This is a genomic window from Phaeodactylibacter xiamenensis (genome assembly GCF_000759025.1).
Lineage (GTDB): Bacteria > Bacteroidota > Bacteroidia > Chitinophagales > Saprospiraceae > Phaeodactylibacter > Phaeodactylibacter xiamenensis.
In genome coordinates, this window is record NZ_JPOS01000081.1 from 127,678 (window position 1) to 142,090 (window position 14,413).

General features: G+C 54.1%; 6 protein-coding genes. All 6 read right to left on the minus strand.

Features of this window, described 5'->3' with window-relative positions; genetic code table 11:
* Positions 1-12: 12 nt before the first annotated feature.
* The 6 genes from IX84_RS21825 to IX84_RS21850 all read right to left on the minus strand — a co-directional run bounded on the left by IX84_RS21825 (position 13) and on the right by IX84_RS21850 (position 14,249).
* Entirely contained in the window at positions 13-375 is a 363-nt protein-coding gene (locus tag IX84_RS21825; protein WP_044225825.1) for a hypothetical protein, read from the minus strand.
* Positions 336-1,880: a right-handed parallel beta-helix repeat-containing protein gene (locus IX84_RS21830; RefSeq protein WP_044225827.1), complete on the minus strand. Its 1,545-nt coding sequence runs from the start codon at positions 1,878-1,880 to the stop codon at positions 336-338. The genes IX84_RS21825 and IX84_RS21830 overlap by 40 nt, the downstream gene beginning before the upstream one ends.
* 454 nt (positions 1,881-2,334) lie before the next feature.
* Positions 2,335-4,617: a beta-glucosidase BglX gene (gene bglX / locus IX84_RS21835; protein ID WP_052516290.1), complete on the minus strand. Its 2,283-nt coding sequence runs from the start codon at positions 4,615-4,617 to the stop codon at positions 2,335-2,337.
* A gap of 20 nt (positions 4,618-4,637) precedes the next feature.
* A complete protein-coding gene (locus tag IX84_RS21840; protein ID WP_052516291.1) occupies positions 4,638-6,479 on the minus strand; it encodes a glycoside hydrolase family 88/105 protein in 1,842 nt (613 codons plus the stop codon).
* 6 nt (positions 6,480-6,485) lie between these two features.
* On the minus strand, positions 6,486-8,807 hold the full coding sequence (locus tag IX84_RS31360; protein WP_052516292.1) for a hypothetical protein: 2,322 nt from the start codon (positions 8,805-8,807) through the stop codon (positions 6,486-6,488).
* Positions 8,808-8,975: 168 nt separating this feature from the next.
* A complete protein-coding gene (locus IX84_RS21850; protein WP_044225829.1) occupies positions 8,976-14,249 on the minus strand; it encodes a DNRLRE domain-containing protein in 5,274 nt (1,757 codons plus the stop codon).
* Positions 14,250-14,413: the final 164 nt, after the last annotated feature.

Consider the following 14,413-nt stretch of genomic DNA (forward strand, 5'->3'; position numbering starts at 1 on the left):
GTAAGATTATTCCTACTGTCTGGGATCAATATCTATTTCCCGGCCTCCATTTCTAAGCGAGAACGGGCCTGCATCCCGATCGAAGGCAGGCTTAGTGGTCCATTCTAGCCGAAGCTCATCGGTATGTAAGACCGCACGGGCTTTCACTTTTTTACCCTGAGCTTCCCAACCAAAATACTCCTGCCAGGCTTTAAGGTCGAGCAGCAGGGCGGGCGGCGGATTGGTCAGTTTCAAAAAACCACTGGGCATTTGAGCGAAGAGGTTCCCATCTGTATGGTTGTGGGCATTCGGCAGCTCAATGGCGTGCTTGCGGCAGTCGATGAAGATATTGTCGGTTACGCTTTGCGCGCGGGCTGTTCCACCTCTGCCTGCCACAATACGGGTCGGATTGAGGTAGGAGCCGTAGCCGGTATTTTCGATGTCAATGGCCAGATTGTGGTGAAAATGGATGCTGTCTGAGCCATCCGTGTAAAAGGCGTTGCCCCCGCGCCGTAATCGCCGCTGATGCAGTATTGGCTGCGCAGTTGGTGGAAGACGTTGTGATCGACGTCTATGGCACCCCGGCTGACTTCCACATAAATGGCACCCCGGGCAGTGGTGATATCGGAAAAGATGTTCTTCGTCACCCGGCAGTTTTCGCTGGAAAGATAGTCCAGCCAAATACCGGGCGCATAGGTAATGCGGCGGAATACATTTCGCCGGATCAGCGTCCCTTTGGCGCGGTGAAATTTGATCGCACCGGATTCCCAGCCGTGCTCCGCATCGTGCCAACCGATGTGCTCAAAGAGGTTGTCCTCCACCAGCAGTTGACGGGCACCATTAGCCTGCAATCCGCCGGTGCCGCAGTGGCGAAAGGTATTCCCGCGCACGATGTGGTGGCCCAGCCCGGGCTGGGAATTGGTATGCCACATTTCGTTGCCAAGGTCGAGGGCGATGCTATTGGCCCATTCCAGGGTACAGTCCTCAATGACCCAGTGGTTGCCCCGCCGGGCAGAGACCATGCCGCGCTGTGGCATGGCAAACCCATTGCCGACCTTCTCAAAGTTGAGCCCCTTTAGCTTGATGTAGGGCAGGCCGTAGTCCTTTGGCGTAAAAACCTGCTCTTTCACCGTAGCCTCAATTGAGCTGTAATCGTTAGGCCCGGTACGTCCGGGGAAACGGACATGCAAGCGTAGCCCGTTGTGCTCAATCCAGTACGCGCCCTGCTCCGCTTTGGCAAGGTCTACCGGGTGCTCCGCCTGCTCAAGCAATTGTCCATCCAAAAACAGCCGACCCCGGCGCTGAAAGTGGGCGTGCATATTGATATTCTTATAGTCCACCCATTCCAAATCCTGCCCCAGGTTCCGCAGCGCAAAGGGGTTGTAGCCCATAAACCATTCCGGTGGCAGATCGTATTGCCAGATCTGTAGTGGTGGTTTCTCAGTATCTTCGTAGGTGTGCCGCTGCCCGGTATAGCGCCGTCCTTTGCCGGGTTCCCATCCTTCCAGGGGCAATTCCCAGGCACCACTAATCACTACCCGGTGGCCGGGCGCCGCCGCATACGTGATCATCTTCTCCGGACTTGTTCCACCCCGTGCAGGATGTACCGCTTCCCGGTATGTACCGCTTTTGATCAGCACCCGTTCTCCGGGCTGCAAAGCCGCTGCTGCTTTTCCAATAGTGCGCCAGGGCCGCGCCTCTGTACCCGGGTTGTCATCACTCGCCTTCGGATGATTTTGGTCCACGAAAAAAGTTCGGTCGGGCTCAGCTTCACTTTCCCAGCTTTCAAAAGCATTACCATGGGGCATCAGGCTGCTGTCAAAATCCCGGTAGGACGATTGACCAAACATGGAGCCACATAGTATCAGCATCAAGGGTAAAACAAAATAGCGAAAAGGCATAATAGGTATTCGTTGTAATGGCTTTAATAATTTGAACATTGGGTTTGTATTCTACAATTGACCCCGTTAGGGGTCTGATGTGGGTAAAAAAATCACACTAATATCCCGTGCCGTAGGTACGGAATGTAAAACTATGACTTACAGAAGTCTGGTTGATTGAGCCGTAAATACCTGACCATTTAATATGCAGTATTTGCAAGTGCTTCAGGAGCAAAAAAACTAACCACTAATTCGGCTTAGTCGCACTGTTGTCTTAATGTTGTTTACTTCCCTCTAGTGGTCTGTCAAGTGTTAATTTATGGGTTGAGTGGGAGCGAATTTTGAGGCTAATCAAGGCGGATGTTCCCGCGCATAGCAGCGCTACGTAAGGGGTTGTCCAACGAAGAGTAGTCTCAAAAGTCGCCGCAGGCAACCCCTAGTTTTAGCCTTGACAGACCACTAGAGTACCCAAGCCCTACCGGGGCGCAGCCAGCTCAAATTCCGCCTCCAGGTCCGCCTTAGAGCTGTTGCCTGCAAAGACCGAAAAGCGTCCCGGCTCCGCTTCCCACTTTCCATGAGCCGTATAAAAAGCCAGGTCAGCCTCCGTAAGCTCAAAGGTTATCTTGCGGCGCTGCCCGGGCTCCAGGAAGACCTTCTGAAACCCCTTCAGCTCCCGCACCGGAAGTGTACTGCTGCCCGTATGATCGCGCGTGTACAGCTGCACCACCTCGTGTCCCGCCCGGTTGCCGGTATTCGTAAGGGTGAGGCTGACTGTCAGTATTTCGCCCGGTGTAAGAGTCGAAGTGTTGAGCTTTAAGTCGCTGATTGTGAATTCGGTATAGCTCAACCCGTATCCAAAGGGATAAAGGGCATCCGTGCGCTCATCAATATAGCCCGACCAGAAAATATGCGGATGATTTTCGTCTCCGGGGCGGCCGGTGTTTTTCTGACTGTAGTAAAGCGGCAGTTGCCCTACGGAGCGGGGGAAGCAGACCGGCAGTTTCCCGGAAGGGTTATAGGCTCCGGTTAGTACATCGGCTATGGCGTGCCCGGACTGACTGCCTAAAAACCAGGTTTCCACGATGGCTGGGATGCGCTCGTCCATCCAGCTCAGGTCAAGCGGGCGACCATTCATAAGCACGAGGACGATGTTTGGATTGACCTCGTAAACCGCTTCCAGCAGCTGCTGTTGGACACCGGGCAGGTCGAGGTGCACCCGGCTGCGGGCTTCTGCCGACATAAAGCAGTCTTCCCCCAGTGCCAGCACCACCAGGTCGGCCTCCGCCGCCACCCGGCGGGCTTCCGCAAATCCCGAGGTGTCGTAGTCGATCGTCAGGCGGTCGCGGAAGCTACGGGCACCCGTTGTGATGCCACAGCCTTTGGCGTAGCTCCAGCGGGTATCCGGCCAGGCCGACTGCAGCCCTTCCCAAATGGATACAGCCGAGCTGTCTATGCCGCGTGCCCGCCAACTGCCCAGCGGATTGTCTTTGTCTTTAATCAGCGGGCCGATCAGGGCAATTCGATTTTGCCGGGATAAGGGCAAGAGCTCTTGCTCATTTTTAAGCAAAACAATGGACTGACGGGCGATCGACCGCGCCGCTTCCTGATGCTCAGGAGCAGAGAGCCAGCGTTTTTCCCGTTCAGCGTCACAGTAGCGATAGGGGTCATCAAAGAGCCCCAGCTCAAATTTGACGCGCAAGATTCGGGCCACTGCCTGATCGATGACCGATTCGTCCAATTGACCGGAAGCCACTAATTCCTGCAAGTGGTAATGATAGGTCAGGGAGCCCATATCCATATCGCTCCCGGCTTGGAGGGAAAGCGCAGCGGAACCTGATAAATCAGCTGCCTGTCCGTGACTCGCTACTTCCTTCACCGAGTTGTAATCGGAGACGACAAAGCCTTCAAAGCCCCAGTCTTCCCGCAGTACCTCCTGCAGCAGGTAGGCATGCGTGGTCACCGGCACGCCATTAAGCTCGTGATACCCACCCATGAAGGTCGCCACACCGGCATCCACGCAGGCTTTAAAAGGTGGCAGTACCACGTTATGCAGGGTTTGCCGGCTCATGTCTACAGTATTGTAATCCCGGCCAGCTTCCGCAAAACCATACCCGGCAAAGTGCTTGGCACAGGCTGCTATGGTCGCATTGGAGGACAGGTCATCGCCCTGAAAACCTTTCACTTTGGCAACGGCTACCTGCGCATTCAGGTACGGGTCTTCCCCGGCACCTTCCATGATCCGGCCCCAGCGGGCATCCCGGCTGACATCCACCATTGGGGCAAAAGTCCAGTGGACGCCGGCAGCGGCACTTTCCCGGGCGGTGATGCGGGCAGAAGTGGATATGGCTTCCAAATCCCAACTGCTGGCCTCAGCAATAGGGACCGGGAACAACGTCTCGTACCCGTGCAGCGCATCCAGCCCAAAGAGCAGGGGGATACCGTGGCGGTTGGCTTTCAGGTGCATTTCCTGAATGGCCCGGGTATTTTCGGTTCCGGTGATGTTCAGCATGGCACCCAGCAGGCCCTTGCTGAGTAAGTCGTACCGGATTTTATTTTCCCCTTCATCGGGGGGAGGGCCGGTGATGTCAAAGTGATTGCTGATTTGAGTCAGCTGTCCGATTTTTTCTTCCAGAGTCATGGCATCCAGAAGCGCCTGGATTTCAGCTTCGTAATGGGTTGTGTTATGGTTTGGGGTTTGGGCATTAAGCCATCCAATGGCAGCTACCCCAAAAATGGTGACTAAGGCTAATGGTTTCATGGCTAAGGCTTTCAGAGTTATCAGTTGTTCAGTAGTTTTTGGACTTCAATGCCGGCGAAGATGAGCCCCAGCAAGCCATGGGAGTCGTCTTTTACCACCGGGCGCTTGTAGTAGTACTGCACGTCTTCGGTGCACATGGTGCCCATGCAGATTTGGCTCACGGTCCCGTCTTCCCCGATGACGCTATCCAGGGCTTTCCAGCCCTTAAGTACGTATGGGCGGTACTCTTTATCCTTGATCCATCCCTGATTGATGCCACGGGCAATGGCCATAGTGAAAATGGCGGTGCCGGAAGTTTCCTCAAAGGAATCAGGACGATTGAGGACGTTGTGGTAAAAGCCGGATACAGGGTCTTGCATCTTGACCAGCCCGTCCACATGATCACGGTAAATTTTCAGGATGTCTTTGTACTTCAGATGGTCCTTGGGCAGGTAGAGCAGAACCTCCGTAGTTGCCCAGATGCCCCAGCCATTGGCACGGGACCAGTAGGGGAGCTTGACTTCGGGGCGCTCGGAGTACTGTGCGTGCATGTAGAGGTCCATCTCCGGGTCGTACACCCGCTTGTGGAAGCCTATCACCTGATTGGCGGCATCGTCGAAATATAGTTGCCGCTCTCCGGGCTCTTTGGCAAGCAATGCGGACTGCAGCAGGAACGGTATGCCCATGAACATATCATCCACCCAGGTAGTGTATTTGAAGGGCGTTTCCCTTGTGAACGTACCATCGGGCAGGCGGATTTGCTCCTTCATCAGATAATCCTGAGTGGCCTCCACCAGCGCCTCATATTCTTCCTGACGGTCAAAGTTATTGTCTTTGCGCAAGCGGTAAATAAAGGGCAGGGCAGGAGCGGAGGTGAAGTCCAGCAGGGGCGTATTCCAAAGATGAGTGTGGCGGGAATACGGCCGGTGCAGGGTATACTTCTCGTAACCGATGTACGGCTTGATATCAAACATGAAATTGCAATAAGTGGTCAGATAGTCCACATACTTTTGTTCTCCGGTAAACTCGCCCAGGTTTCGGATAGCCCAGGCGTAGCCCGCCGTATGGTAATTCCAGTCGTAGAGCGTGCCCCAGAGCGGATCCGCATCAATTACGTCTGCCAGGATTTCCACTTTTGGTAACTGCCAGGCGATTTCCTGACCGCCGAATTCGTACAAACGCCCAAGCACAAAACCTTCTTCCGGTGGATAAGTGGTGCTCAACCCGGCCCGGTCCGGGTTGGGGAAGGGGCCAATGACGAGCCAGTTGGACAGCTCTGCCACCTCTTCGGTGATATGCGGCAGGTAACCGATGGACAGCTTCATCCATTCGTTGTCCTGTTTTTGCCCTTCCGGCACTTTGGGGAAGCGGGGGCGCAGGAAGACTTTCCAGTCGGTGCCTGCTGTTTCTGATTTAATGAGCAACTCATTCCTGCCTTTCTGAATGGGCAGCTGAATTGTATTTTCCAGAAAGATATCTCGTTCTTCTTCCCGCACTACTGCGGGCCCGGTCTTCTGTTTTTCGTAGACGACTTTTCCATTGAGCCAGATTTTCAGCCCGTCGCTGTGGCTGACTTCCATGGGCAGCGTAGAAGTGCGTTCACTGTTGATAACGCTCAGTGCATAAGCCACGCCCGGTTTGCCCATTGGGAAAGTCCGCTCCAGGTTGAGCGTGTTCATACCCCGGAAGTAGGTGCCCGGTTTTTGAAGGATTGCCCGGAAAGCGAAAGGAACTTCCCGCAGGGTCTTATCCGCCACTGCTTTTACCGCATCCACCGGCTGTCGTTCAAAATCCTGGGCAAAAGCGAAGAGGGTGGAAAAGAGCAGGCACCCCATCAGGAACACCTGCTTTCTAACAATACGTCGTGTATGAAACTTATTCATGGTTGTTTATTTTTTGAACTGAAGGGTGCGGCTTTCACCGGGCTTCAGGGTTGTTGTTGAAGTATTCCAAAGGGCAAGCTCACCAAGCGGGCGGGCCCGGTCGGCGGCATTTTCCACCAGTATCCTGACGGTGGCTATACCTTCGGTGGGATTGTGAAGGACGACCTCCAGGGCTTCCGCCGTTTCGGTTTGGCTCCTGACTTCCACGTGGTCAAAGGGTATGCAGATACCCCGGTCGGGCTGCACGTAGAGCCCTGGTATTTCCACGTAAGTGAGCATAAGCGCCGTCTCCGACCAGGTTGTGAGGTAGGAAATTTCCCCAATGCCTTCCAGCCAGTCGGTGGTGCTGACCCGTTCGCACATCCAACCTTCCTTTGTCCCTTCGATGGGGTTGAGAGGATGGGGAAGGTACTGTGGCATATTGCGGGCGATGTCCTGCAGCAGTTCGGCATAAAAAGCATCGCCGGTCGCCCGGTAAAGCTTGAGCAGCGCCTGCCCGGAGTGGGTGCAAATGCCGGGTGCGCCGTGTTTGTTTTGGGTATTGGCGTTGACTGCGCCCATGGAGTGCATCCCTTCCCTGCCGAACAGGGAGTTTTCCGGAAAAGGATAGTCGTAGGCAATGACCCATGTGGCAAACTGCCGGGCGATATCTTCACCCATTTTCAGCCATTCTGTATTGCCGGTGGCTTCGTAGAGACTGGCGTAGGATTCGATCAGGGCATAGCAGGACTCGCTGTCGGGGTTCTGCATGGCGTCGCCCGGGCCGCCGTTGGTCAGGCCGCGTTGTATGTAATTTTTGTAGTAGTAGCGGCCGGCCGCTTTCGCTGTTTCCAGGTAAGCAGGTTCGTTAAAGTAGGATGCGGCCAGGGTGAGGGCTGCCGGGATAATGCCCCCGCTCGTGGAGCCGCCTACAACGACTTCCCCGGAAGGGTTGTCTACGAAGTGCCCAAACTGCCCGTGGTCGTCCCAAATCTTCACCAGGGCATCGGCTACGCCCTGCGTACCGGCAACCCAGTTGGGCTTTGGGGTAATCCCCAGGCTGTCCATCAGCATCAGCTGCTTAAGGACGTAGTAGAGCCCATCCCCACTCTTACGAATCAGGTGCCAGTTTTTGGTGTGTGGCTTGCGAATGTCGCCGCCGTACCATTGATCACCATGTTCTCCGGAGTCCCAGAACAGCCCGGAGGGGGCAAGCCCGTCCGGAAAGAGCCAGTCGAATTGCCGGAGTACCCGCTGTCGGGTGGTATCATGCCCTTCCCACAGCAGGGGTAGGGTGGAAATCATACCGCCCGTCCAGCCGATCTGCCAGTCTTGGAGGAACATATTGCGGGGGCCGACCGAATAATACCCATGCTCGTCCTCCCAGTTCAGCCGGTTAAATTTGGCTTCCTGTACGGGAAAGGCCTCGGAAAAGGGCAGAATTAGCCGGTGCTTACCTGCCGGCAGATAGCTTTTGCGGATATGGGTGTAGTAATCGAATAGCCCTTGCAGTTCAGGCGCTGAAAACAAGTGCAACTGAAAGGTAATCTGAACGGTGTCCCCCGCAGTGAAATCCGCAGGTATATCATCGGAGGGCCAGCGGCTATCCGTAATCCGGTATTTATATTGCTCACGCACCACAGGAGCGGTGAGGCTAATGGTCGCTTTGTCCCGGTCCCTGTTCTCTGTGATGTCTATGCCGGAATCGCCAAGCCGGGTCTGTGGCGGGGTCAGCAGCCATACGCACTGTTGTTTTTCCGGGTGATGGAACCCAATAGCGGGCAGGGTCATATCGCCCGTCCGCTGTTGGATGCGCGAGGGCCCGTCGCTTACGTTGAGCTTGGGCACATCGCTGATGATTGTGGGTATGTTGGGGCCAATATCCCTTGGGTCCAAAAGTTTGGGCGAGTAGCGGATGCGCCGGTAAGGGAAGCGGTTTCCATTGTAAACGGCTCCCGGCATCAGCACATAGTTGTCGGTGGACCAGTCAGAAAATTCAAAATCGATAGATACCGAGGCGGAAGGCGTTTGCCCGGATTGACAAATAAAGGTGGCGGTGCCTTCCAGTATATCTGGCTGACCGGGAAGGGGTTCCAGGTCTAGCTGAATGGCCCATGCGCTACCGGGTAAGGCAAGTGGATTACTCCCGGCTTGCAGCGGTGTGCTGTACCGGTTTGTCAGCAGATTGAAGTGTTCCGCATCGTACTGATTGACCCGTGCGTGCAGCTTCAGATCAGGAGGTAGTTTTGGGGCCTGAGCAGGCAGGAGGCCCATACCACATAGCAAAAATGCCAGGATCAGCGGGATAGGGATATTGCCCCAAAGGCGTTTTGGAAAATACAGAAGCATATCCAGAGAATTAAGAGGTTGAAAATCAGGATTGTCAACCAAAGGATAAGCAGTGAAGCGTATTGTAATGAGGTAAAACTGCTGGTAACGAGCATTTCACAAAAGAGAAGGGTGCTCTTCCGAAGACGGAAAAGACACCCTTCTTCTTCTGCGATTAAGTACTTATTGTTACTGCTTAATCAGTTTGCGGATCGCCCGGAACTTGCCTTCCTGCATCACACGCACGGTGTACATGCCATTAGGCAGGGTGTTCAGGTTCAACGTTTCCTGTAGTACGGTGCCGGCTTTGTCTACGCGGATGGCGCGGACTTCTTTGCCGGTGTAATCATATACGCCGATCAGGATAGTACCCTGAGCGTCGTTGTCGATGCGGATGTTTACTGCATCCCCGTTGTTTGGGTTCGGGAATACGCGGAGCAGATCGGAATGATCCACTTCAACTGTACGGGTCAGCGTACCCAGGCGGTACTCACCGGATTGTAAGCCATCCACGGCAAACTTGACGGTGCCAGCGCCGGCAACAGGTGCCAGGCCGGTATCGGTCCATTCTTCACCATCGTAGTAGAGCAGTTTGAGGTTGTCTACCGATCCCGGTGCATCAACGCCCGCGGCTTCAAAGTCGAAGATCATGTCTACATTCGGGCTGTTGCCAATGACCTCTACGTGCCAGATGCGTTCCCAGTTGTTGGCGGTGGTGACCGGCAATCCGTTATGGGCAGCCATTACAAAGTCATCTACCGCAAATGGGGAGCGTACATCAATCTGCAGGCCAGCGCCGGAGGCAGAACGGTGTTCCTGCTCGGTAGTGCCGTCGATATAGAGCGTCTTACCTACACCGATCAGGTCCTCAGTATAATCTGTGTTCGTGTACAGCTTCAGGTCGGTATCGCCTTCCATCAGCTCCAGTCCGTACTTGACGGCCAGGTAGTTGTGTACGATGAGGTTCTGAGCGGCATTCAGGCCTTTTTTGTAAACCACGAGCTCAGGAATGCTGACCGGCTGGAAGCCACCAATGATAGCCGGGGCATCTACCGCCGGAATAATACCGTTGAAGCTGTTGATCTTCTCAATGCCACCATTGCTGCGCAGGATAACCTGTGAAAAGTCGCCCTGCAGCTCTGCATTCGCGATGTAGTAATCCTGGTCATTAAACTCAGAGTCACTGCGCAGGAAGAGCGACCGCTCAATCACGAACTGCAAGGTGTGCGGATTAGAGCCACCGTTGAATTCAATTACGTAGGCTTGTCCGGGGGCACCGGCAGTAATGTCCCGCTTTTGGAAGACTGCTGCGAAGTCCGCATAAAACTGATTCCGCTTGAACACGGTAAAGATGGAGATGCCCGCACCGCCGTCAAGGTTGTCCGCATCATCAATGATGAGGGAACGGTTAAGCGGAGTGGAACCGTCGTCCAGCCCAAATTGAAGTACCGGCTTTCCATTTAGCCCATCGGCTATGTAGGTAGGAGCAGGCTTCTGGCTTTCGCCGGTGTTTGGAATACCGTTGTTGCCGCCTTCCACGTAGGTGTTGTAAGCATCGTTACCGTTTCCTGAACGGTCTTCCCAGGTGAAAACCTGTTCGCCATCGGCTACATCTGCAATGGCATCAGCGCGGAGCCAAAGAGCGTTTTCGGGCTGTCCGGCAATCGCGTTGTCGGAAGCGCCCACACCACCAGGTCCGGTACCGGTACCAGGTACGGTATTGACAACCGTATAGGTTGCTTCAAGGATAGGCCCAAAGGCAGTGCCTTCTGAATTTACGCCGCGTGCACGGATCGTCGTCGTCTCGGTCAGTAGGATGCCGCCGCCCGGATAGGGTGTCAGTGGGTCTCCGCCTTCATCTGAATAGAAAACGAAGGCATCATCGGGCTGTATGTCGATTGTTACGTTGACCGCGTCGTTGTACTCCACCAATGGAGTAGGGGAGAATACTGGTAATCCAACGGGCGCAACGTTGTATGTTGCAGAAACTGTACTACTCGCTACGAGCCCATCTGCAAATGCGCGGGCGGTAACGGTTGCCGTATCAGTCAGCAGAATGCCGTCTTCGTAAAGCAGGCTTTCTTCCGTAGGCTCAGTGCCATCCAGGGTGTAGTAGATGGTGGACCTCGGCGTTTGGGGTACAATTTCCACAGTCACTTCAGGGACATAGTCTCCGGCAGGAGTAAGGATAGCCGGTGCTGCCACAATCTGACGGTAGTCGAGGAACAGGCGGGCAGGCTGCCAGCCTTGATCGGAAATCCAGACATTGGAGCCCGGTGTGTTGTCCCGGCCACGAACTACGAATGAGACATATTCATTTCCCTGGCTGATGGCGTTCTTGACAAAATCAGTCAGCTCAGGTCCTGAAAGATCATGAAAACCGCTTTCGGTTACGTTGTAGGCTGTGAGTGGGCCGGTAACGTCTTCTGGCCGGTTATTCCAGGTCACCGTGGTTTCATCCCACGAATTGTCGGTCGTTCCGTACACTTCAATCCAGAAGTTGTCAAGTGGGATACCGGTGTTTTCCTGATCCCCTCTAAGGGTCAGCGTTGCAGTCACGACATTGGAGCGCGCACCATCGAGGTCAAACTTAACGAGTGTTTCCCGATCATTATTAGCATCATCATCCATAGCAACCTGCATGGCGGTAGTGCCATCGTAGTTCTCGTCCGGTGCGCCTTCTGCCACGTAGGAATCTTCAATCACCCGCTTATCTTGTGTAGAGTAGTCGAGTGCCAATTGGGCAGGTACCCAGTTTTTGGAGGAGATCCAGCCCCGGAAGGCGGTCTCGTCCCGGCCACGGACCACGAAGGTCAGGTTTTCACGGCCCGCCTTAATGGCTTCGTTGACGTAAGTCGTCAGCGCATTTCCCTGAACGAGGTGAGTGGCACTTTCTGTGATGTTGTACTCGGCCAGTGCTTCCGTGGTGACAGCCGGGGTGGTATTCCAGGTTAGGGTGCCTTCCGACCAGTCATCGCTATCGGTGCCGTAGATTTCAATCCAGAAATTCTCGTCCTGTGAAGGCGGGTCTTTCTGTGCACCACGGAGCATAAGCGTAGCTGTGCCAATGCCATTTTTGGAGGCACTGATGTTGAACTTCAGGTAAATGTCCTTGCTCTCGTTGGTGGAGGCTGCATTGATGACGTGCATATCGGCATCCGCAATCTCAAAGTTGGTATCCGCTTCTGCTTCGGATACGAATACGTCTTCAATAACTGTTAGCGTGTCATTTTCCAAACGGAACAGGTTCGGGCGGCTAATGTCCAGTACCGGGCCATAGTTGCCGTTCTCCACACCACCGATCCACATATTGGAGGTAGAGTCTTTGGCAGCAGACCGTACCAGGAAGCTGACCGTTGTTGCGCCTTTGCGGATTTCTTCATTGATGTATTCCACGAGGCGGCTTTCGGTATTGATAAAATCTTTGCGGGCAGAGCTGCTGTTGAGCAGAGAAGTAGCCAGGACTTTGTCTTTTGCCGGGCGGTTGTTCCAGGTGACGGCTTCCGGATCGAAGTCGGCTTTGACGCTTTGCAGTTCCAGACCGAATTCTTCTTCAAAGTCCGCGGCACCGGTTTTGCCCCGGTAGCTGAAGGAAGCGGCTTCAATTTGTTCGCCATTTAGTCCGCTGAGGTCGTACTTCACATAAGACTGCACGCGCTGTAGCACGCCGTCTACAGATTCGCGGTAAGCGAGGATATTCCCGCCCACTTGCGACTGATCGAGGGTGGAGTCCGGGTGCATTTCGAGCACTACTGCATCACCAATACCGTAGGCGCTGGCCATCGGTTTGGTACCGTACTCCAGGATTGGGCCGTAGTTGCCATTGCCGGCACCACCGATCCACATGTTGGAGGTAGAGTCTTTGGCGGTGGAGCGTACCATAATATGCAGCTCCGTTGCGCCTTTGCGGATTTCTTCGTTAATGTAATCCTGGAAGTTGGTACCTTCGTTAATAAAGGCTTTACGGGCAGAGCTGGCGTTGAGCGTGGACGTGGCCAGTTTCTTATCATTCTGGGGTTTATTGTTCCAGGTGATGGTATTGGCATCATAAGCCGCTTTTACGCTGAAGGCTTCTAATCCGAACAGCTCTTCAAAATCAGCTGCACCGGTCTTGCCCCGGTAGCTGAAGCTGACATTTTCCACCTGCTTGCCGCGCAGACTGCTGATGTCGTAAGTGACATAAGACTGCACGCGCATCAGTCCCCCATCCACAGATTCGCGGTAAGCCAGGATGTTGCCGCCGATATTGGACTGATCAATGACGGAGTCCGGGTGCATCTGCATGACTACAGCATCCGCAGCGGCATATTGGCTGCCCTTAGGCGCGATGGTGTAATCCAGGATTGGTCCGTAGTTACCATTGTCCACCCCACCAATCCACATATTGGAGGTGGAGTCCTTGGCAGCAGAGCGCAGCAATAAGCCTACTGTGGTATTGCCTTTCCGCAGTTCTTCATTGATATAATCTACAAAAAGGGTGCCTTCATTCACGAAGGCCTTGCGGGCGGAACTGGCATTCAGGGTTGTAGTGGCCAGCTTTTTGTCTTTCTGAGGTTTGTTGTTCCAGGTGAGGTTGTCGGCATCAAAGTCACTTTTAAGGCTGTGGATTTCCACTTCAAACAAGTCTTCAAAGTCAGCCGCCCCGGTTTTGCCCCGGTAGCTGAGGCTGACGGTTTCGAGTTGCTGCCCGGCGAGGTGGCTGATGTCGTACTTGACATAAGATTCCACACGCTTGAGTTCGCCATCCACGGATTCACGGTAAGCCAGGATATTGCCGCCGATATTGGCCGGGTCGATAATGGAATCCGGGTGGACTTCCATAACGACTGCATCGCTGTGGGCGTAGCCGCTCTTTTCCGGTGAGATAGTGTATTCCAGAACCGGGCCATAGTTGCCGTTGCCAATACCGCCAATCCACATATTGGAGGTGGAGTCTTTGGCAGTGGAGCGGATCAGTAAGCCGATAGTGTTTTCTCCTTTACGGGCTGCCTCATTGATGTAGTCCGCAAAACGGGTGCCTTCATTAATAAAGGCTTTGCGGGCGGAGCTGGAATTGAGTGCAGAAATGCCAAGCAATTGGTCCTTCTGCGGTTTGTTGCTCCAGGTGAGGGTCTCGGCGTCGAAGTCGCTCTTGAGGCTATGCAGTTCCAGTTCGAATAACTCTTCGAAGTCTGCTTCACCGGTTTTGCCCCGGTAGCTCAAGGAGGCACTTTCGATTTGAGTGCCGTTGAGGTTGCTGATGTCAAATTTGACATAAGAATATACGGCGTAGAGGTTGTCGCCTTCCCGGTGCTTGTACGCGAGTATATTATTACCTACGTTGGATTGATCTATGATGGAGTCGGGAAAAGCTTCCATCACCACTGCATCCGCCTGCCCGTATTTGGATACGGTTTGCCCCCACATCGGACTAAGGGACAACAGACAAAGGAACACAGCGGAAATCAGGTATCTGAATAGCATGCCTTTTGGTGTTTGGTTAAGAATTATTGATTGGTCACCAAGTTGGGCAGCTCATCAGAATTTCCTGTGTAGAATCGTCCCTTTCAACCGTGACAATTGTCCCAGAATGGCATTATGCACAGCAGATTTGAAAGGTTGGTACGTTTGTCCCGGTTCATCGGGAT